Source organism: Saccharibacillus sp. O23 (assembly GCF_002205895.1).
Lineage (GTDB): Bacteria > Bacillota > Bacilli > Paenibacillales > Paenibacillaceae > Saccharibacillus.
Map to the genome: position 1 here is coordinate 1 of NZ_NJDE01000020.1, position 19853 is coordinate 19853.

The following is a 19853-nucleotide window of genomic DNA, read 5'->3' on the forward strand; positions in this document are numbered from 1 at the left end:
GCGGCAGCGGGGACTGCGAGGGGACAAGGGCCGCCGAGAGATCCGATCCTGCCTGTCGGACCGTTACTTCAATTCGTAGTGCGAGACCGTTTGCTTGCCGCTGCCGTCTACCGAATACACGTACAGCTCGCCTTTGCCTTCATACAAGAACGAATAAGTCGATTTGGCGTCGGCGGCTTTTTTCATATCCAGCTCGTATTTGACGCTCAGATCTTTCGGGTCCAACGCCGCAAACGTTCCTTCTTTTTTGCTGGTTACGACAATTTCGTCCGTCTTTTTGGCTTGGGTCATCCACAGATCGCTGCCGTTGAACGTTTTGCTTGTTTTCAACTTGTTATCTTTGCCGTAGAGTTCGATTTTGCTGCCTCTTTGCACAGCGTAGCCGTTTGCGGTCGGCATAGCGCCTTCGTCTTGATTCAGTTGGCGCTCCCATTTCTTTTGGCCGTTGGCATCGAACATCACCAGCAGTTTGCTTTGTTTGACGGTATTCAGGTCGACTTCTTGCTGACCTTCTTTGAACGGTACGGCGCTCATATCGTCTATACGAAACTGAATCAGCGTGTCTCCTCCGCCAAGCGAATAAACCGCCGGGAAAGACATAGCGTTAGAAACGCGCACATCAAAATCAATATAGAAATCAACAGAAGGTTTTTGCGGAACGGCGTATTCCAGAATCGGTTTCTTCATATCGTCCAAGCTTTTGAACACTTGGATTTTGGCTGCGTTTCCGCTTCCTAATACCCGACCTTCAGGGAGAATTTGCCAATTGACTCCTGGGTTGTTTGCTTCTTTCGCTTGTTTGGTGGCTTTCAATGTGCCGTCTTTACCGAAGATGCAGAACGTTTGAGTCCCTTGGCTGCCTTTGGCATTTTTGGGGAGCGTCATGATGCCGCTCGCCACAATGTCGCCGTTATCGAGTACCGAAAGATGTCCGATCGCCTGATCGTTGACTTCTTTGGACCATTTCAGCTTTCCGTTCGCATCGATCGCTTCCAACTTATATTTTTTATCCGCGTCTTTTTTGCTCAAGAAGTACGAGTTGCCCTCTTTGTCCTGCACGGCAAAGCTTGTCACATTCGTCATTTCTTTCGCGCTGCCTTGGAAATCGTAAGTCCATCGGCTTTTGTCTCCGTCTTCTTGACCGAATGCCTGCACGATGTTCGAATTGCGACCTTCCAGTGTCGGAAGATACAACTTGTCGCCCGCAAAAGTTCCCAGATCGAACAATCGATCGAGTTTGAATTGGGTCGGTACTTGGTACGACCAATCCAATTTGCCGTCCGACTGCGCGGCATAAGTCCCGCCTACGCTAATGCCTGTCAAGCCCATCACTACTGCCATGCCGAGAACTACCGGTTTGAATCGAGATTTCATTTTGCATACCTCCTAAGATTGTGGGTGATGTACGGGCGGCTGTCGAAAATAAGCGCCGCATTCATTCCGCACATTCTGCACAAGGAACGCGCAAGTCCCGAAATAAGATTGCAAAAAAAGCGAATTTCTTTTAATTTCTTTACTTATATCTACCTATTAGTAGAGGCAACGACAAAAAGCGTCCGGGCTTATAGCCCGGGCGCTTTTTGTCGACTCGCAAAGCGGGGAGTTCGCAAGATCGGTCGAATCGTCGTCCGAACGGACGGAGGTTTCGATCGGACGTTTCGGATAGGGACGTTCGGTCAGAGACGTTCGGAAGAACGGATTCCCGGCGGCCGCCGCTTGGCGGCAGCGGGGACTGCGAGGGGGAGCGGAGGTCGCCGAAAAATCCGATTCTGCCGTTGTCGCGCGGCCGCGATGTTTATTTCAGCTTGTAATGCGAGACCGTTTTGCTGCCGCCGGCGTCTGTGGCGTGCACATACAACTCGCCTTTACCTTCGTACAAGAACGTATACGGCGCTTTGGTTTCCGTAGCTTTGCTCAGATCCAGCTCGTACTTCACGCTCAGGTCTTTCGGATCGAGCGTCATGAACAGACCGGATTTGCTGCTGGTCAGCGTCAGTTCGTCCGTCGTTTTGGCTTTGGCCAACCACAGGTCTTCGCCTTGAACGGTTTTGCTGTTTTTCAGCTTGTTATCGGCGCCGTACAGTTCGATCTTGCCGCCGGTTTGCAGCGCGAATCCGTCGGCGGTCGGCACGAGTCCTTGCTGAGGCGTCAACGCGCGCTCCCATTTCTTCTTCCCGTTAGCGTCGAACAGAACCAGGGAATTCGTACGTTTGACTTTGGACGAATCGACTTCTTGACCGTTCGGCGTATTCGACACGGCGCTCATATCGGTCGTATCGAACCGGATCAGCGTTTGTCCGCCGCTCAGCGTGAAGATCGCGGAGCCGAACTGATCGGTACGGCTATTAAGCGCGATGTTCGTCCACTGCGAGATGTTATGCGTCAGTACCGGCTTTTTCAGATCGTTCAGGCTTTTGAACAATTGAAGTTTATTTGGGCCTTTCGCCTGTACGCGTCCGTCCGGCAGCACGCTGAGCATCGCGTTTTTGTCGCCCAGATCCGAAGCTTTTACTTGTTTCGTATTTTTCAGTTTGCCGTCGCTGCCGTACGTCGAGAAGACGTTTACGACTTCGAAGTTTTTGGTCTGAACGCTGTCGCTCACGACCAGATCGCCGTTATTCACCGGGTAGAGCTGTTTGACCGTTCCCGCGCCGAGCGGCGTCTGCCATCTGATCTTGCCTTCGGCGTTCAGCGAGACCAGTTTGTATTTGCCGTCCGCAGCGATTCTCAAGAAATAAGAGTTTCCTTGTTTGTCGCTGAAGACCTGTCCGCTGCTGTTCAAGATCTCTTTACTGTCTTTGAACGCGTACGTCCAGTTGTCTTTGTCTCCGTTCTCCTGATCGAAGGATTGCACGACCAGTTTGTTGCCGTCCGCGCCTTCTTGGATCGCCCAGAAGTAGATATTATCGCCGCTGAACGCTCCGTTATCCAGAACGCCGTAATTCATATCCAGATCGGCAGGAAGCGTATACGTCCAATCGAGCGTGCTCGTCGATTGCGCCGCATGGGCGCCGCCGGGTCCGAAGCCGCTTACGCCCATGGTGACCGCCATGCCGAACAATACCGGTTTCAATAATTTTTTCATTTTTTATTCCTCCGTTCTGTGTTTATTTAAGAGATTTTTGTTTTATTTCAGCGAATAACGGGAGACGGTCTTGTTCACGTTGCCGTCCACCGCATGCACGTACAGTTCGCCTTTGCCTTCGTACAGGAACGAATAGGTCGATTTGTTTTCCGAGACTTTATTCATGTCCAGCTCGTATTTGACGCTCAGATCTTTCGGATCCAATGCCAGGAACGTTCCGTCTTTTTTGCTGGTCAATACGATTTCGTCGGTCTTTTTGGCTTTGGCCATCCACAGATCGCTGCCTTTGAAGGTTTGGCTGGTTTTCAGCTTGTTGTCTTTGCCGTAAAGTTCGAGTTTATTCCCGCTTTGCAGCACATAACCGTTTGCCGTCGGGATCGTTTCTTCGCCTTTTTTCAAGCCGCGTTCCCATTTCTTTTTGCCCGAAGCATCGAACAAAGCGACCGTCTTGCTTTGTTTGATCAGGTTCAGGTCGACCTCTTGAGCACCTTCTTTGAAAGGCACGGCGCTTGCGTCTTCGATACGGAACTGAATCAGCGTCTCGCCTCCGTCCAGCTCGTAAATCGCTTTGCCGAAGTTGGAAATCCGGACGTCGAAATCGACGGAAGTCCATTTCGGCAGTTGATATTCCACCATCGGTTTCTTCATGTCGTTCAAGCTTTTGAAGACTTGAAGCTTGGGAGCGTTCGCGAACAGCCGACCGTCGGGGAGAACTTCCCAGTAGACCCCCGGATTTTTGACGTCAGAGTCTTTGACCTTCTTGGCGGTTTTCAATTTCCCGTCTTTGCCGAAGACGCAGAACGTCTGGTAAGCATCGCTTTCTTTGGCGGGAACCGTTCTGCCGGTCGTCACGATGTCTCCGTTATCGATCGTGTAAAGGTGGGTTACCGCCTCGCTGGTTACTTCTTTTGCCCATTTCAGCTTTCCGTTCGCATCGACCGCTTCCAGCTTGTACTTTTTATCCGCGTCTTTTTTTCTCAAAAAGTAGGAATTGCCTTCTTTGTCCTGAACGGCGGTGCTGCTGGCGGATGTCATGTTTTTCGCGCCGCCTTTGAAATCGTAGGTCCAATTGTCTTTGTCCCCGTTTTCTTGGTCGAACGCCTGCACGATTTTCGAATTGTATCCGTCTACTGCCGGAAGATAAAGATTGTCGCCCGCAAACGTTCCGAAACGGAACCCGCTGTCGATATCGAACCCGGCCGGCACTTTGTACGACCAGTCCAATTTGCTCTCCGACTGCGCCGCATAAGCGCCTCCCGCGCTTACGCCTGTCAAGCCCATCACGACGGCCATGCCGAGAACGGCCGGTTTGAATCTGGAGTTCATATCATTGCCTCCTAAAGGTTTGAATTTTGCGCGAAACTTGCGGCGTTTTGCGCCGCGTTTGTTTCGCACGTTCTGTATATGGGACGATTGCCGATCGGAAACGGTTCGCAAAAAATAATAACTTTTTTTGTTTTTTATTCTTATTATTCCGCTATTTTACTTTAACGTATAATGCGATACCGTCTTTTCTCCGGCTTCCAACGTGTACAGACTGCCTTTTCCGGCGTAGTAGAACGCGTAGGCTTTGACTTTGTCCGCTCCGGCGTTGAGATCGAATTTATGGACCGTTTTCAGATCCGCGGCATTAAGCGCATAGAATTTGCCGTCTTTTTTGCTCGAGACCGTAATTTCGCCGCTCGGCGCGACGTTCATGAGAAGATCGCGGCCTTCCAGCTCGGCGGTTCCCGTACGCTTATTGTTCAGATCGTAAGCTTCGAAATGTTGTTCTTTTTGCGTCACGAATCCTTTGCCTGCGGGCACGATCGACTCTTTGTCGGCCAGCACGCGTTCGAACGTTTTTTTGCCCTGCGCGTCGAATCCGATCAGCGTACGTTCGGGCTGCTTCGTAACCGGGCCTTTGTCGACGATGCCTCCGCCTTTGACTTCCTCGATTTTGTCTTCGTAGAATTCGATCAACGTTCCGCCGCCGCTCAGCGGGTACACGGCGTAATCCGAAGAATCGCTCAGGAAGTCGTAGGACAGATATTGATTTTTCGGTACGGCGTAGCTCAAGACCGGTTTGGACAAAGCGTTTACGCTCGAATACAACTGTACTTTGGCTCCGTAGTTCAAGACCTGTCCGTTATCCAGCACTTTGAAGATGCCGGATTGGGTCGTTTTCTTCTCGCTTTTAAGTTTGCCGTCGCTGCCGAACGTATAGAACACCGTTGCGGCCGGCGATTTTTTGGCAGCTTCCATAGTGTCGATCACCACGATGTCGCCTTTGGACGTCGCTTGCAGCTGCGCTCCGAGATTCACTTGCACCGGCTTCGTCCACTTCAGCTTGCCCTGCGCGTCGACGGCCCGGATCGTGAAGGTTTTCTCCGCTCCCTTTTTGCTGAGGAAGTAGACGTCCCCGTTCGGTCCGTACTCGATGCCGCCGCCCATGAAGTTCTGCGCGCCGCCTCGGAAATCGTAACTCCAGTTCTTTTGATCTCCGCTTTTCTGATCGAAAGCTTGGACCACGAACGAACTGTCGCCTTTTTCCGTCCGGAAATAAGTGTTGCTTCCGAGCGTAGTCGCTTTGTTGAACAGACTTTCTATATTCTGGCCGGCCGGCACGTTATACGTCCAGTCCGGACTTGCCAGCGCGTTAACGGGAACGGAAGCGTTCGTTGCCGCCGCTGCGCTCGTCGGTGCCGCGGCGGCAGCGCCTACCGCGCTCCCTCCGGTTAAGCCGATCACTACTGCCATGCCGAGAACGGCCGTTTTGAATCGAATTTTCATTTTGTTTACCTCCCGAGATTGTGAGTGATGCACGGGCGGCTATGTTTCTCAAGCGCCGCGTTCATTCCGCACATTCTGTAAAAAAGACGAATAACCTTTCGAAACGGTTTGCAAAAACTTAAATTAATTTCAACTTTTTCTCATAAAGTGCAAAAAACGCCATTCCTATAAGGAATGACGTTTTATGTCTTTTCGTTTTGCTTCTTTATTTCAAAGAGTAGGCCGTAATCTTTTTCGCGCCGTTTTTCTGGGTTTCGTGAACATAAAGTTTGCCTTTTCCCGCATAAAGGAAACTGTATTTCGTTCCCGTTTTTTGACCGGGGTCGGCTTGCACGGCATAAACGGTACTGAAGTCTTGGGGATTCAAGACGTAAACTTGGCCTTTTTTGCCTGCCAGCACCAAATCGCCGTCTGACGCGATGTTCAGCCAAAGTTCTTTTTCGGCCAATGTTTTGCTTTTCAGCAGCTTATTGTCCGCTCCGTACAGCTCAAGCTTTTGGCCGTTTTGCAAATAAAATCCGTTATCCGCAGGCAAAACGATCGAATCGTTCGCAAGCGAACGCTGCCACTTCTTGCTGCCTTTCGCATCGAACAAAGCCAATGTGCGAATCTCGTCGATATCGGCCGGATCATAGACTTGGGCACCCGGTTTAGTCGTTTTTTTCAATTCGATTTTCGAGAATTCGACCAGCGTGCCGCCTCCGCTCAACGGATAAACCGCCGGCGCGCTTTCAAGCGAACGAATATTGGCCGCGACTCTCAGGCCTCCTTGCAAAGGATAGGACCAGAGAGGTTTGTCGAGGTTATCGGCGCTTTTGTACACTTCCAATTTATCGCCGGTCGCTGACGCATAGTCGCGGGGCAGAAGGGCAAAGGTTTTCGCGCCGTTCACGACTTTCTTGCTTTTCAGCTTGCCGTCGGAACCGAAGTTGTAGACCGTCGAGGTCTTGAAATCCAGCGCCGTGGTAGACAGCATGATGTCGCCGCTGCCGCGCACGAACAAATTGCCGTCGACCTCGAGCTTGACCGGGGTTTTCCACTTGAGTTTGCCTTTCGCGTTTACGGCATACAGCGTGTGCTGCTGCTCGGCGTCCTTTTTGGCGGCAAAATAGACATCGCCGTTCTTGACGGATACGACCGGGGCACGATAAAGGGACATATTGACGGCATCGCCTCTGAAATCGTACATCCAAGGGGCGGGACCGTTATCCTGAGCAAAAGATTGAATCAGGCTTCCGTTACCGACGCTTTTGTCGTATACATCGAAATACAGTCGGCCGGCTGCTGGAGCTCCCCAAGCAAATCCGGATTCCAGATCCTGATTCTCCGGCACCGTATAGGCCCAGTCCGCTTTCGGCAGCACGCTTGCTTCGGCTTCGGCCGCCTGCATCGACGGAGCGTCCGCTCCTGCGCCGGCAGCTCCTGCCAGCAAAGCCAAACTCAGCAGCGCCGGTTTGAAACGAAATTTCATCTTATATCCTCCCGTTATTCGGATGACGACAGACGTTCAATCCCGCCTTTATCCGTTATGACGGACAACCGGGCGGAATAGTTCTTTATTTTCAGATTTTTTTATCTTTTTAGGCTATCGCAATTCCGAAGGCGTGCAGCCCCTAAGCTGCCGGAATACCCGATTGAACGTCCGCACGTTGCCGAATCCGCATTCCAGCGCGATATCGATTAGCTTCTCGTCGGTGCCGACGATCAGGCGTTCCGCGCGGGCGATCCGCAGTTCGTTCAGATACGTGTTGTAGTTCATGCCGGTCACGTTCTTGAAAAAGCGGGAAAAATGGAACACGCTCATGCGCGCCCGGTCCGCTCCGTCTTGAAGCGTCAGCGGAAGTTCGCAGCTGCGTTCCAGATCGTGCAGCAGTTCCTGCATCATCGCCAGATGCGAAGCGGAACGGGCGTTTCGCTTCGGCCCCGGAGTTCCCGACGGCACATAGCGAAGCGTTAATCCGCAGAGCATGTGCAGCAGTCCGGTAATGATCAGATCGGATTGTTCCGTCCTCTTCCCGCCTTCCTCTTCGATCCGCCGCATCACCGCCGCCAGCTCTTCCAGCGCTTCGCGTTCGACCGCGGAAGCGTCCGCTCCCCGGGCAGCGGGAATGAACGACGACAATCCCCGATGTTCCGGCCAACCGGCCGGGCTGCCGATCAACCGCGGATTGAAGATGATCAGCAGCACTTCGGAATCCGCGCTCCCGTTATCGTAATAATGAATATCCCCGCTGCCGCAAAAAGCGAACTCTCCCGCCTTCAGCACCCGCGTCTCGGAATTGATGCCGATCTGAATCGAACCCGCGTCCACGTAGATGAATTCCAGATCGTGATGCCAATGCGCGAGAAAATTCATGCTGCGAATCCGCGAGATCTGCACAGGCAGACCTTCGCCGTAACTTCGGTTTTCGTGAAAAGCCCTCATTCGACCACCCTCTTTTTTGATACCCGCATATTAGCAAAAATCGTCCACTCGAGCAACGAAAATGGCGCGCATCTTGAAAAGGCTTACTTTAAAATAGGCCTATACGCATCGACCATGAATTCAATTTAACTTAACCGGATGGGAGTTTGATGACATGAGCAAGCAGGCTTTGATCGTAAGCGGAGGATGGGACGGCCATCAACCGAAAGAAGTTGCCGACATATTCGCCGGAATCCTGCGGGAAGAAGGCTTCGAGGCGGAGATCGCCTATACGCTGGACGCGTTCTTGGACGAGGAGAAACTGCAATCGCTGGATCTGATCGTGCCGGTCTGGACGATGGGCGAGATTACGAACGAACAACTTCAGCCGGTGCTCAAAGCCGTAGAATCCGGCGTCGGCATGGCGGGCTGCCACGGCGGGATGTGCGATTCGTTCCGCAACAGCGTCGAATGGCAATTTTTGACCGGATCGCAGTGGGTGGCGCATCCGTTCAACGACGGCGTCGATTACGACGTGCGCATCGTGCGGACCTCGTCCAGCCCGATCGTGGAAGGCATGGCGGATTTCCATGTCAAATCGGAGCAGTATTATCTGCATGTCGATCCGGTGGTGGACGTGCTGGCGACGACGACGTTCCGCATCAGCGAAGGCCCGCATTCGGCCAACGGCGAGATCGTGATGCCGGTCGTCTACACGAAGAGATGGGGCGCGGGCAAAGTGTTCTACAACTCGTTGGGCCACCAAGCCAACATCTTCGATATCCCGGAAGCCAAAGAACTGATGCGCCGAGGCATGATCTGGGCGGCGAAATAAGATACGGGTCAGAGAATACCAAGTAAACGAGCGAGAGGCGGAACCCCCATGCGCAAAGTGAAAATCGGTATCATCGGCTGCGGCAATATCAGCGGCATCTATCTGGAAAACTTGACCCGGACGTTCGCCAACACCGAAGTGTTCGCCGTGTCCGACTTCAGCGAAGAACGGATGGCCGCGGCCGCGCAGCAGTACGGCGTTCCGAACCAATGGACGGCCGAGCAGATTCTGTCCAGCGAAGAAGTCGAATTGGTCGTGAACCTGACGACGCCGGGCGAACATTACCGCATCTGCCGTCTGGCGCTGGAGAGCGGCAAACACGTCTATGTGGAGAAACCGCTGTCGCTGTCGCCGGAAGAAGGCCGCGGCTTGGTCGAACTGGCCCGGGCAAAAGGTCTGCTGCTCGGCGGCGCGCCGGACACGTTCCTCGGAGCGGGGCTTCAGACGTGCCGCAAGCTGATCGACGACGGCTATATCGGACAGCCGATCGCGGCGACGGCGTTCATGCTGGGCCACGGGCACGAGAGCTGGCATCCGAATCCGGCGTTCTATTATCAAGCGGGCGGCGGTCCCATGTTCGATATGGGCCCGTATTATCTGACCGCGCTCGTCTCGCTGCTCGGTCCCGTGCAGACGGTGGCCGGCATGACGGCCAAATCGTTCGAGCAGCGCACGATCACCAGCCAGCCGCGTTTCGGCGAGAAGATCGACGTGGAAGTGCCGACGCATATCGCGGGCACGCTGCGTTTCCGCAGCGGCGCGATCGCGACGATGATCACCAGCTTCGACGTGTGGAGCAGTTCGCTGCCGCCGATCGAGATCTACGGCACGCTCGGCACGCTGCGCGTACCGGACCCGAACACGTTCGGCGGCCCGATCTCGCTCCGCCCGGCCGGCGCGTCCGAATTCAGCGAGTTCCCGCTGGTGCACCAGTACGCGGACAACAGCCGGGGGATCGGCGTATCGGATATGGCCGACTGCATCGTCAACGGCGGCGTTCCGCGGGCAAACGGCGAGCTGACCAGCCATGTGCTGGACATCATGCACGCGTTCCACAGCAGTTCCGATAGCGGCCAATACGCCGAGCTTACATCGAGCTGCGAGCAGCCGCGTCCGCTCAAGACGGGACTGATCAAAGGCTATCTGGACTGAGTTTGCCGGACGCGGTCCGCACGAAAAAGACAAGAACTTCGCCGAAACGTCGAGGTCTGCATCTTCCGCAGACCTCGGCGTTTTCGCGTCGTTCTTGCCTGTTTATTTCCCTATCTATTCTTGGCTGCGCGAGATCAGTTTGCGTTCGCGGAATCCGTGCGGCGTCCAAGCTTCTTGCTCATGACGTAATGCGGGATTCCGATCTCTTCGAACCGTTCTCCTTCGCGCGCATAACCCAGTCTCTCGTAAAAAGGAACGGCGATTTCGCGGGCATGCAGCACGATCTCTTCGCAGCCCTGCGCCGCCGCGAGCGTCTCGGCGTATTCGACCATTTTTCGCCCGACGCTCCGTCCGCGCAGCGATTCGTCGACCGCCACCTGCTTCATCTGAAGCACGCCTGCGCTTTTCGGGCGGAGCAGCAGAATGCCGACCAGACGCTCCCCGGCAAAAGCCCCCACATGCAGCGCGGACAGATCGCCGGACAGATCGTCGTTCGCGATCTCCATGCCGAGCGGACGGCGAAGCACTTCGTTTCTTAATCGCAGCGATTCTTCGTATTCGCCGCTGCCGTAAGCGAGCTGCCGGACTTGTATCGAATCGATCATGCGCCGTCTCCTCTCCTGTCTTCGCTTTCTCGTTCTCGCGCTAAGAGCGTCCCCGTCCGTCGTACGAATTGCGCTTGCGCGCGCGGCTCAGACACTGTTCGGCCTTGCTGTACTGCCGGTCGCGCTTGTACAGCTCGGCCAACTCCATATTCGCTTCGCGGTCGTCCGGGTCGATCGCCAGCAGCTTCTCGAACGCCGTCTTGCTCGCGCCGTAACGCCGAAGGTCTTTGTAGATCAGCCCTTTGTTGAACAGCGCGTCGGTCGAATACGGATTGACGTCCAGCGCCCGGTCGAGCTGTTCGAGACACTTGGAATACGGCTCCCACAGCTGATAATAGACCACGGCAAGATGCACATGCGCTTCTTCCAGATTCGGTTCCAATTCGAGCGCGCGCAGATAGCACGACTTCGCCTCGCGAAGCCGCATCGTCCGCTCGCAGACATAAGCCAGCACCGACCAACCGTCCGCCGATTCCGCGTCCAGCATCAGCGCCCGGCGGGCCAACGCTTCGGCTTCTTCGTAACGGTTCCGCGCGGCTTCGGCCCGGGCTTTGCCCGCATACGAATCCGCGCGGACCGGAGCGATCCGGATCGCTTCGTCGAACAGATCCAGCGCGCCTCGCGAATCGCCCAACATCAGGCGGCAGCGGCCGAGGTAATCGAGAGTCTCGACCTGCAATCCTTTTTCCGACAGCGCCTGTTTGAAATGCAGATCGGCGCTGCGGTAGTCTCTTCGTTTATAACACTCGATCCCCTTCTCGAAATGGTTCATGCGGCTCCCTCCCCCTCCTGATCTCTCGATTGTACCCGAAAACGCCTGCGGCGAGCAGCGGCTTTAGCGGATTTCTTGCGTTTCGGCGGGCCTGTTCGCTCAACCGCCGCCGTATTTCGGAGATTCCGAACCGCCGTTTCTCAGGCGTTTCTTCTCTTCGTACCGCTGATGCTTCTCTTCCGCGGGATGGAATTGCCCGAGCGGCTTCAGCCCGGTCGCTTCGCCGGACTTTCCCTGCTCCGCCATCTCGCGCCGCACCCGCTCCATGACGGCGCGCTGCTCCTCGCCGCGATAGAGCAGCAGCGAGCGATAGCGGGAATCTTCCGGCTTATAGCCTTCGATCGCCGCGGGGTTATGCTCGCTCCAGAAGCGCCGCAGCAGCTCTTCCAGCGAGACGACCTCCGGGTCGAATTCCACTTCCACGACCTCGGAGTGGCCGTGCAGCCGCCGGTGGGTCGGCGCCGGCTCGGGCCGATCGCCCGGCGAAGCGTTTGCCGGCAGCTCGGAAAGCGGAGCCGCCGCATCCGGCGAAGCCGATTCGGACGGCTTGGGCGGCTCGGAATTCTCGCCGTGTAGAGCGGCTTCGCGGACTGTGCCGTCGCAGCCGGGGAACCCGGCCGCCGCTTCTTCACCCGACGAAGCGGCTTCCTGCGGCTCGATCGATGCAGGTTGCACGGCCGAGTCCGCCTTGCTTCCACCCCCTTCCGGCCTGCCGGCGGCATCGCCGCCCGCGTAACCGACACGCGTCCCCGTTACGCCCGGAATCCGGGCGAACCGGTCCTCTGGCCCCCAGAAGCAGCCCATCGCGAACGTCAATTTTTCGCGGCTCATGTTCGCAGCGCCTCCTTTGCGTTTAATCATGCTGCATTTTCTGCAACATTTCGGCTGCAGAAAGGCAGTACTCCGCGCAATGTTGTATTTTTTGCAGCCTATCAGGAGTTTTTAAATGTTTTGGGTCATCTTACGCTCACAATGCTGCATTTTCTACAACATAGTATCAAGAATGGGCCGTTTTGCACGAATAATCTTGCATTTTTTACAACCTGCGCTTGCCTGAAAGCCATATTCTATCGAGGTATTGCTGTTCGACACTCTCGCACGCCGCTGCCGCATTCTCTCGTCACGTCGCCGCACGATCTGCGCGCACCGCCGCTATGTTCTATCGTCGATTCTCCGCTAGATCTCGCGTCCCGCTCCAGCCCGCTTCACCGGTACTTCCGCACGCGCTCGTCGTCGATTACGCCGCCGAAATTCAGCCCATAAGCGAAATCGTACGCATTGCCGTCGGAATCGACATGGCAGACCATATCGCGCGGTACGTCTTCGAGCTGCTCTTCCACCGTGCGCATATCCGCCGGCATCTGCATCGGCAGCAGGCCGGAAGGTTCGGCTTCGCCGCACAGAATCTCCAGCAGCGCCTGATCCTGAAGACCGAAATTGACCAGAATCGCGTCGGCTTCGCGCTCGAACTCCGCCACGACCGCCGGATTGGACAGTAGCATCGATACGATGACCGGTTTGTCGACCATCTTGGCGCGCGTGTCCAAGACCAGATCGAGGTCGGCTTCGTTGCGCGTCTTGACCGTTTTGCCCAAATAAGAACGGTTCAGCACGTCGCTCGGGCGAGGATCGCCCGCCAGACTGTTCGCCCGGCCGGTCTCCGCCGTATAAGGCCGATACTGCAAGCTGATCGGCACGTATCCGCTGCCTCCGGCCGCCGCGTCTTCCCGGCTGTAGCCCATGCCGGAGTCCGGTCCTTCGATGCAGACCAGCGCGAAATCCGCTTCCGCCGGATCGTCGGTCAGCTCGAAGAACTTGGCGACGATGCCGCGGTTCAGCGGATCGACCGTCTTCTCCGGCGTCGGATTGCCGAACCAATCGCGGCCCGGCGCGATATAGCGCTGCGGCATATAGATCCGGCTGCCTCTGCGCAGCGGAAGCACGTTCGCGTTCTCGGTCGAGTCCGATTCGGCCGCCTCGTCGTACGCCGCCGAATCCTCCCCGCTCTGCGCTTCCTCTTGCTGCTGCGCCGTCTCCCGATCCCCGCGCTTCTCGCCGAAAACCGCCGACGCACCGCTCTGCTCCTGCTTCTTCCGACTGTTTTTCAGCAGCACCACCGACTTCAGCTGCGCTTCGTATCCCGCCTGCATATAATCCGGATTGCCGACGATCCGTTCGCTCTCCTCCGGTTCCAGATACGGGTTCTCGAACAGGCCGAGCCGGAACATGTTGGTCAGCAGACGTACCGCCGACTGTTCGAAACGCGCGCGCATCCATGCTTCTCCGTGTTCACTCACGCCCATCTCGTACGCTTCCAGTACCGGCCCCGCTTCGTTGTTGCCGCCGAATTGGTCGACGCCCGCCATCAGCAGCTTGTAATGGCGTTCCGCGACGCTCAGCTGCTCGACGCCCCACGGCTTACCGCTGAGAAACGAATCTTTCTCCCCGTTCTCGTCGGCGGTGATCAGCCAGTCTGTGCAGACGACGCCGTCGTATCCGTATTTCTCCCGCAGCAGATCGGTAATAAGATATTTGCTGTACGAGTTGCCCACGTTCTCGCCGTTCGCCGTGTCCTGATCCCACGAGACCGTATAATACGGCATGACCGCCGAAGCCTGCCGGGTCGCGCCTTCCAGCTTGAACGCGCCTTCCGTAAAAGGCTTCAGATGGTCGTCGAACCGTCCGCCCGGATAGACCGCGTATTTGCCGCTGGCGTAATGCGCGTCGCGTCCGCCTTCGCCCGAACCGCCGCCCGGCCAATGTTTGACCATCGCGTTGACGCTGGACCGGCCCCAGCCGCCCGCGATCTCGTCTTCGCCTTCCGAGGTCTGGAAGCCGTCGATATAAGCCCGGCCGAGATCGGTCGAGAGCTTCGGATCTTCCCCGAACGTGCCGTTAAAACGGAACCAGCGCGGATCGGTCGCGATATCCACCTGCGGCGACAGCGCGGTGGTCAAGCCGAGCGCGCGGTATTCGCGCGCGGCGATCTCGCCGAAACGGCGCACCGACGCCGGATCGAACGTCGCGGCCAAGCCCAGCGTCTCCGGCCACATGGAGATGGCGCCGCCCGCTCCGGCGTTAAATTCCGAATCGGAATCCGAGCCGTGGCGCGGATCGGAACTGTTGTTGGCGGGAATGCCCAGTCCGACCGATTCCGCGTAGGCCTGCACGAGATTGTTCCAGCGCGCGGCGGTCGACGGACTTTCGACGTTGGTCACCAGAATATGCCGCAGATGGTCGTCTTGCAGGAACGCGAGCTGTTCGTCCGTCAGATCCCAAGGTTTCGCGCCGCTTTCTTCGTAAGGCAGGCCTCCGTAGGTCGAAGAGATCCAGTTGGTGCTGCCCGCCGGGATCGACTGGTGACGGCTGTAGAGCATCAGGCCGGCGATCTGCTCGGGCGTCATGCGGGAAGCCAGATCTTTGGCGCGCTCGGCGGCCGGAAGCCGCCAGTCTTTGTAAGGCTCCAGCTCGCCGCTGCGGTTCAGGTCTTTGAAAAAAAGCCCCTCCCGCTTGATCGTACCCACGCCGGACAGCGGCGACAAGCCGAGCGTCGGGCCGCCCGCGTTGCGAATATACGTCAACTCGACGCCGCCGTTTCGGTCTTCGTGACGTTCGGGCGTTCCCGGCTCCGCCGGGCGGGAATGAGGATCGTTTTGCGTGGATTCGTGCATGGAATCGCCTCCGTTTTCGTTTGGCTGTCCGCGCCCGCTCGCCGTATATCGCCTGACGGCCGATCGTCCGGGACCGCAGGGACCGGCGGCGGCCGGCGCGCTTTCTTCCATTATAGCCAATCTTCGCTCCGGAAGCCCGCCGGGAGACGCCGAAGGCGTTTTAAAGCGGGGCGCTTTTTTGATAGACTAGAAACGGTTGCAGATCGATCATTCTATTCGGCGCGTATGCGGTCCGCGTGCGCGTCCATCATCGGAGGGATGCATGTCCATGAACGCCATCTTGAACAGCGAGCACGCCACGGTCGAGATTCGGCCGCTCGGCGCGGAGATGATCAGCTTCAAACGCAAGGATACGGGCATCGAATACATCTGGTCGGGCGACGCGGAATTCTGGACGGGCCGTTCGCCGGTACTGTTCCCGATCGTCGGATCGGTCTACGGCGGGAAGATGCGGACGGAAGGCGGCGAATACGAGCTAAAAAATCACGGCTTCGCCCGTAATCGCGAATTCCGGCTGGTCGAATCGGACGATTCGCGCGCGGTGTTCCATCTGTCCGCCGACGAGGAGACGCTGGCGATCTATCCGTACCGTTTCGCGCTCACGCTGACCTACACGCTGGAAGGCTCGAGCCTGCGGATTCAGTACCGGGTAGATAACGACGACGATAAGCCGATCTACTTCCAGCTCGGCACGCACCCGGCGTTCAACTGCCCGATCGGCGGCGACGGGGAGTTCGAAGATTACGAGTTGGCGTTCAATCACGAAGAGACGCTGGAGCGGTTCTTCGTGACGGGCGGCAACATCCAGATTCCGGACAAATCGGAGATCGTGCTGGAGCAGGGAACCGTACTGCCGCTGACACGCGCGCAGTTCGAAGAAGGCGCCATGATCTTCCGCGACGTGAAGTCGGATCGCGTGACGCTGCAGAGCGCCAAAAGCGCACATCGCGTCAGCGTCGCTTCCGAAAACTTCCCGTACCTGGGCGTCTGGCAGCCGAAAAACGCGCCGTTCGTCTGCATCGAGCCGTGGCACGGTCTGGCCGACGCGGACAAGTTCGAAGGCGAGCTGAAAGACAAAGAACTGGCGGTCGAACTGGCTCCGGGCGAGTATTTCGAAGCGGCTCTGATCATCGACGTAGAGTGACTTTTTCGGTGGAGTGATTTTTGGAACGCGAAAAATCCGCGACCCTTCTCGGGGTCCGCGGATTTTTTTCGTTATGAGCGGCATGGTGAATTTAGAGAATACGGCAAGGGTTGATGAAGCCGCCTGCTTCCTTTAGACTGAAGCGGAAGGATGAATATGGAAAAGGAGGTCGTTATGCTCCTGTTAAGCGTGATTCCCGTGGTCATGATCGCATCGCTGCTGGCTTACCGATGGATCGTTCAGAAATTCGAGAAATACCACAAAGAAAATGTCGGGCTATCGATCATTCTGATCGTGTTCGTTACAAGCAGCTACAACATCCTCGGCCGCACCGATCCGATGCCCGATTGGGTCAAGTTCGCCGTGATCGCCCTTGTCGTTCTCGCCGCTTATAGCGCCGTGATCAACAGCATCCGTCTGGGCCGATACGAGAAAAAGACGCTGTAACCCCACCAAACCGCATGTTCTACTTTAGCAGGAATCGACCCGCTACTTTTTGTCCGGCGCAGACGGAACTTCGATCTTAAGCTCGAGTTCCGGCAAATAAATCTTCTTCGGATTGCCGTCTTGATCCAAAGCGAAAGCCCCGTCTCCTCCTTCAAGGTAAACATACCGGAAAGGCTTGATCACGAGGGTATGCGGAACCGAAGCGAACGGTTCAAAACGAGTGTCTGTTACCATGACGTTTTCGCTGATGGGGTGGCCCGTTCCGCTCAGCACTCGAAGACTATGTCCTTGTTCGTCTTCAACGTCATACGCTAGCGCCGCGCGGTCCCGGTCTTCCATCCGGTTGTCGTCCGCAAACGTCAATTCGGTCGTAATCTGGGTCGTGATCGGCGTGAATTCGACCTTATTCACCTTAAAACTCAAGCCGTCGGCTTCCCGGGAAACGTCCGGAAGCAGGGCAACGGACTGATCGGCCTTGCGTTCGACCGGAATTCGCAGTTCGAAAGGCTCGTCGACCCCGGCCAGCGTGGCGCGCACGGTCAGTTCGAAGCGATCCGGCAGCGGTTGTCCTCCTTGATTTTTCAAATCCGACATTTCGATAATCGAGGCGTTCTTGTCGGTCGTCGGGAAGGTGAAAAATCCGAGTCCCATATCCTTCCCGTACCGATCCGTGCTCTGTCCGTCGATCAGCAGTTCCACGCTCGTCATCTGCTCCTGCAGACTGACGTTCGCGGACGACTCGCTTTCGAACGAACGCTCGAGCCCCACCGATACGCGCGTTCCGTCGTAGACCGCGACCGGCGCTTTGAGCGTGATCCCGCCGTGCGTGCTTGCCGCATCGTTTTCGGTCAATAACCCCTGCTCTTCCGCCGTGCGCAGCCCGAGATCGTCCGCGAACCGGAACAGGCTGGCGATTCCCGGCACCTGCTTGAGCGAAGCCGCCATCGCGGGGGAGACGTAGCCCGAACAAATCACGAGCGCCACGGCCATCGCGGCTGCCGCTCCGATCTTGGTTTTGAGGAATCTTCGGCTTGTTCGGATCGGCAGTTCCATTTGTTCGTTTCGGCAGCGGTTTAACGTTTTTTCGGCCAGGTCGACGGGAACCGGATGATTGCGGATACGGCGCTCCAGCTCGTCCATCTCTTGTTCATCCCAGCTTAACGGTGTCGGCATTATGGTTTTCCCCCTTTTTTTTCAGCAGCTTCTGACGGATCCGGGCGTATTTCTGCCTAGCCGAGACCGGGTTCATGTCCAGAATGTCGCCGATCTCTTCGTAACTGTATTCCTCCAGCGCGCGAAGCAGCAGAATCTGCCTCTCCTCCGCGTTCAGCTTATCCAGCATGTCGTAGATTTCGTCTTCGTAGGTCGAAGGCGCCGGCAGTTCCTGCTTTTTCTGCAGGATGTAGCGGCTCAGCACTTTGTCGATTCGTTTCCTTTTGCGCAGCAAGTCCATGCAATGGTGATACGCGATCTTGTAGAGCCAAGAAGAAAACGATCCTCCGCCCCGATATTGATCGAATTTGCGGAATGCTTTGATAAAGATGTCCTGTGCGGCATCCTCCGCTTCCTGACGATTTCTTAACAGGTACATCGCGTATAGGTAGATCGACTTCTGGAAGTGACGGATAATCTCGCCGTAGGCTTCCGTCTCGCCGCCGCGCATCCGTTCGATCGCCTGCTGCAGTTCTTCTCCGTTAGGCTTGCTCATGTTCCCGCCCCCTTTCACCTTATATAACTGCGTCCGATGGCGATCCGTGACAGCGGGATGCGATTCCCGGTAAAAAGATCCGGTTGTATGCCTCGCCGGGTTGTTTGCGGTTCAGGCGATCGGCTGCGCGGCTTCGGTTTCCTGCCGCTTCGCGCACGGCAAAAAAGCGGCCGTCAGGCCGCTTTTGCGAGACGTATACTTCTAATGTGCGCGAGTATGCGACATGCTTTGCCTCGGAACGCGATTCACCGAAACCGGCTGTCCCGTTTGGCCGGCAGTCCGGGGCCTTCCTGCGGGTCCGCGTCGCAATCCTGCCGGTTGAGCAGCGTGCCTTGAGCCAGCTTGAGATCGATAAAATCGACGATCGTTCGCAGCGACTCGATCTGCTCCAGTACCGTCGCGCGGTATTCGCGGATTCGCTCGAACGCTTCCGGCGTCTCGGCCAGATCGCCGGTCTGGGACATCTCCAGATAAGGCTTCATCTCTTCCAGCGGCATGCCCGTTTTCTTCAGGCACAAGATCAGCTTCATCGTCTGCACGTCCTCCTGCCCGTACACGCGATGGGTATTGGCGCGCCGTTTGGCCCGAGGCAGCAGACCGATCTTCTCGTAATAACGGATCGTGTCTTCCGGCAGTCCGGTCAACTCCGAGGTTTGTTTGATCGTGTAAGCCTCCTGCTGCGCGTTCTCCGTTTCGCTCGCCGCCGCTTGTTCCGTCCAACGATAAGCTTGTTCCGCCATTTGGGCCGCCTCCTTTGCCTTTGTATCGATTTGATTTCCGTTCCGAATATCTACGGTGAATATAGCATACATCTTGGAGCCGACTCCAAGTCAAATTGAAATTTAACGGGTTGACTTGAAGTCGGCTCCAAGTAAATCTGCTGAAATTGCAGCTTGACTTGGAGCTAACTCCAAGTAAAATCGCTAATATTGCGAATTGACTTGGAGTCGGCTCCAAGTTATACGCTATCCCCAATCGGCGAAGCTCTCGCCATTCATCCGATTGGAGGAATTCCTATGAACGCTCTACCTGTTCAAGACCCGAATACACGCACCGCTCTGATCACCGGCGCCAACAACGGCATCGGTCTCGAATTGACCCGCCGCCTTCTGAACGAAGGCTGGCAGGTCGCCGTTTTGATCCGCTCTTCTTTTCCCGCGGACGATGACGCCATCGCCTCCGCGATCCGAGGCGGCAGGCTGCGTATCCACAGAGCCGAACTGACCGACTTCCGCCTGTTGGCCGAACCGCTGAAGCA

Annotated in this window: 18 protein-coding genes; 5 read left to right on the forward strand and 13 right to left on the reverse strand. The window is 56.4% G+C overall.

Going from position 1 to position 19853, the window contains the following annotated elements; genetic code table 11:
* Positions 1-63: 63 nt before the first annotated feature.
* From CDO73_RS20775 to CDO73_RS20800, 6 genes are all read right to left on the reverse strand, one after another.
* Positions 64-1374, reverse strand: a complete 1311-nt coding sequence (locus CDO73_RS20775; protein ID WP_088490444.1) for an outer membrane protein assembly factor BamB family protein — start codon at positions 1372-1374, stop codon at positions 64-66.
* 421 nt (positions 1375-1795) lie between these two features.
* On the reverse strand, positions 1796-3085 hold the full coding sequence (locus tag CDO73_RS20780; RefSeq protein ID WP_088490445.1) for a hypothetical protein: 1290 nt from the start codon (positions 3083-3085) through the stop codon (positions 1796-1798).
* A gap of 42 nt (positions 3086-3127) precedes the next feature.
* On the reverse strand, positions 3128-4411 hold the full coding sequence (locus CDO73_RS20785) for an outer membrane protein assembly factor BamB family protein (protein WP_088490446.1): 1284 nt from the start codon (positions 4409-4411) through the stop codon (positions 3128-3130).
* A gap of 156 nt (positions 4412-4567) precedes the next feature.
* On the reverse strand, positions 4568-5857 hold the full coding sequence (locus CDO73_RS20790) for a hypothetical protein (RefSeq protein WP_088490447.1): 1290 nt from the start codon (positions 5855-5857) through the stop codon (positions 4568-4570).
* A gap of 205 nt (positions 5858-6062) precedes the next feature.
* Positions 6063-7328, reverse strand: a complete 1266-nt coding sequence (locus CDO73_RS20795) for a hypothetical protein (RefSeq protein WP_088490448.1) — start codon at positions 7326-7328, stop codon at positions 6063-6065.
* A gap of 114 nt (positions 7329-7442) precedes the next feature.
* Positions 7443-8282 (reverse strand): AraC family transcriptional regulator, encoded by an 840-nt coding sequence (locus tag CDO73_RS20800; protein ID WP_088490449.1) that lies wholly within the window; start codon positions 8280-8282, stop codon positions 7443-7445.
* Positions 8283-8436: 154 nt separating this feature from the next.
* Between CDO73_RS20800 and CDO73_RS20805 the strand changes: the two genes are divergently transcribed.
* Positions 8437-9096 (forward strand): ThuA domain-containing protein, encoded by a 660-nt coding sequence (locus tag CDO73_RS20805; protein ID WP_088490450.1) that lies wholly within the window; start codon positions 8437-8439, stop codon positions 9094-9096.
* Between the two features lie 48 nt (positions 9097-9144).
* Positions 9145-10248: a Gfo/Idh/MocA family protein gene (locus CDO73_RS20810; RefSeq protein ID WP_088490451.1), complete on the forward strand. Its 1104-nt coding sequence runs from the start codon at positions 9145-9147 to the stop codon at positions 10246-10248.
* 134 nt (positions 10249-10382) lie between these two features.
* Here CDO73_RS20810 and CDO73_RS20815 read toward each other — a convergent pair whose 3' ends face one another.
* The 4 genes from CDO73_RS20815 to CDO73_RS20830 all read right to left on the reverse strand — a co-directional run bounded on the left by CDO73_RS20815 (position 10383) and on the right by CDO73_RS20830 (position 15296).
* A complete protein-coding gene (locus tag CDO73_RS20815) occupies positions 10383-10853 on the reverse strand; it encodes a GNAT family N-acetyltransferase (protein WP_088490452.1) in 471 nt (156 codons plus the stop codon).
* A gap of 40 nt (positions 10854-10893) precedes the next feature.
* Positions 10894-11625, reverse strand: a complete 732-nt coding sequence (locus tag CDO73_RS20820; protein WP_088490453.1) for a tetratricopeptide repeat protein — start codon at positions 11623-11625, stop codon at positions 10894-10896.
* A 99-nt stretch (positions 11626-11724) separates the two neighbouring features.
* Entirely contained in the window at positions 11725-12456 is a 732-nt protein-coding gene (locus CDO73_RS27260; RefSeq protein ID WP_306437539.1) for a peptide-methionine (S)-S-oxide reductase, read from the reverse strand.
* A gap of 374 nt (positions 12457-12830) precedes the next feature.
* Positions 12831-15296, reverse strand: a complete 2466-nt coding sequence (locus CDO73_RS20830) for a glycoside hydrolase family 3 protein (RefSeq protein ID WP_088490455.1) — start codon at positions 15294-15296, stop codon at positions 12831-12833.
* 262 nt (positions 15297-15558) lie between these two features.
* Between CDO73_RS20830 and CDO73_RS20840 the strand changes: the two genes are divergently transcribed.
* Entirely contained in the window at positions 15559-16440 is an 882-nt protein-coding gene (locus CDO73_RS20840) for an aldose 1-epimerase family protein (protein ID WP_256972794.1), read from the forward strand.
* A 174-nt stretch (positions 16441-16614) separates the two neighbouring features.
* Positions 16615-16887 carry a hypothetical protein gene (locus CDO73_RS20845; RefSeq protein ID WP_088490458.1) on the forward strand — a complete coding sequence of 91 codons (273 nt, stop codon included), beginning with the start codon at positions 16615-16617 and terminating at the stop codon, positions 16885-16887.
* 42 nt (positions 16888-16929) lie between these two features.
* Here the strand turns inward: CDO73_RS20845 and CDO73_RS20850 are convergent, their stop codons facing one another.
* From CDO73_RS20850 to CDO73_RS20860, 3 genes are all read right to left on the reverse strand, one after another.
* Complete coding sequence (locus CDO73_RS20850) at positions 16930-18060, reverse strand: DUF4179 domain-containing protein (RefSeq protein ID WP_088490459.1); 1131 nt, start codon at positions 18058-18060, stop codon at positions 16930-16932.
* Positions 18035-18595: an RNA polymerase sigma factor gene (locus tag CDO73_RS20855; RefSeq protein ID WP_088490460.1), complete on the reverse strand. Its 561-nt coding sequence runs from the start codon at positions 18593-18595 to the stop codon at positions 18035-18037. The genes CDO73_RS20850 and CDO73_RS20855 overlap by 26 nt, the downstream gene beginning before the upstream one ends.
* 245 nt (positions 18596-18840) lie before the next feature.
* Entirely contained in the window at positions 18841-19335 is a 495-nt protein-coding gene (locus tag CDO73_RS20860) for a MerR family transcriptional regulator (protein ID WP_088490461.1), read from the reverse strand.
* Between the two features lie 276 nt (positions 19336-19611).
* On the opposite strand from CDO73_RS20860, the gene CDO73_RS20865 reads away from it, so the two are divergent.
* Positions 19612-19853: SDR family NAD(P)-dependent oxidoreductase (locus CDO73_RS20865; RefSeq protein ID WP_143536159.1), on the forward strand; the 242-nt coding region annotated here is incomplete at its 3' end.

Bases quoted from the DNA above. Each gene is read 5' to 3' on its own strand.
- CDO73_RS20800 (WP_088490449.1), bottom strand. From the start codon at position 8,282: ATGAGGGCTTTTCACGAAAACCGAAGTTACGGCGAAGGTCTGCCTGTG.
- CDO73_RS20855 (WP_088490460.1), bottom strand. From the start codon at position 18,595: ATGAGCAAGCCTAACGGAGAAGAACTGCAGCAGGCGATCGAACGGATG.
- CDO73_RS20815 (WP_088490452.1), bottom strand. From the start codon at position 10,853: ATGATCGATTCGATACAAGTCCGGCAGCTCGCTTACGGCAGCGGCGAA.
- CDO73_RS20845 (WP_088490458.1), top strand. From the start codon at position 16,615: ATGCTCCTGTTAAGCGTGATTCCCGTGGTCATGATCGCATCGCTGCTG.
- CDO73_RS20775 (WP_088490444.1), bottom strand. From the start codon at position 1,374: ATGAAATCTCGATTCAAACCGGTAGTTCTCGGCATGGCAGTAGTGATG.
- CDO73_RS20860 (WP_088490461.1), bottom strand. From the start codon at position 19,335: ATGGCGGAACAAGCTTATCGTTGGACGGAACAAGCGGCGGCGAGCGAA.
- CDO73_RS20790 (WP_088490447.1), bottom strand. From the start codon at position 5,857: ATGAAAATTCGATTCAAAACGGCCGTTCTCGGCATGGCAGTAGTGATC.
- CDO73_RS20820 (WP_088490453.1), bottom strand. From the start codon at position 11,625: ATGAACCATTTCGAGAAGGGGATCGAGTGTTATAAACGAAGAGACTAC.
- CDO73_RS20785 (WP_088490446.1), bottom strand. From the start codon at position 4,411: ATGAACTCCAGATTCAAACCGGCCGTTCTCGGCATGGCCGTCGTGATG.
- CDO73_RS27260 (WP_306437539.1), bottom strand. From the start codon at position 12,456: ATGAGCCGCGAAAAATTGACGTTCGCGATGGGCTGCTTCTGGGGGCCA.
- CDO73_RS20805 (WP_088490450.1), top strand. From the start codon at position 8,437: ATGAGCAAGCAGGCTTTGATCGTAAGCGGAGGATGGGACGGCCATCAA.
- CDO73_RS20810 (WP_088490451.1), top strand. From the start codon at position 9,145: ATGCGCAAAGTGAAAATCGGTATCATCGGCTGCGGCAATATCAGCGGC.
- CDO73_RS20780 (WP_088490445.1), bottom strand. From the start codon at position 3,085: ATGAAAAAATTATTGAAACCGGTATTGTTCGGCATGGCGGTCACCATG.
- CDO73_RS20830 (WP_088490455.1), bottom strand. From the start codon at position 15,296: ATGCACGAATCCACGCAAAACGATCCTCATTCCCGCCCGGCGGAGCCG.
- CDO73_RS20840 (WP_256972794.1), top strand. From the start codon at position 15,559: ATGTCCATGAACGCCATCTTGAACAGCGAGCACGCCACGGTCGAGATT.
- CDO73_RS20850 (WP_088490459.1), bottom strand. From the start codon at position 18,060: ATGCCGACACCGTTAAGCTGGGATGAACAAGAGATGGACGAGCTGGAG.
- CDO73_RS20795 (WP_088490448.1), bottom strand. From the start codon at position 7,328: ATGAAATTTCGTTTCAAACCGGCGCTGCTGAGTTTGGCTTTGCTGGCA.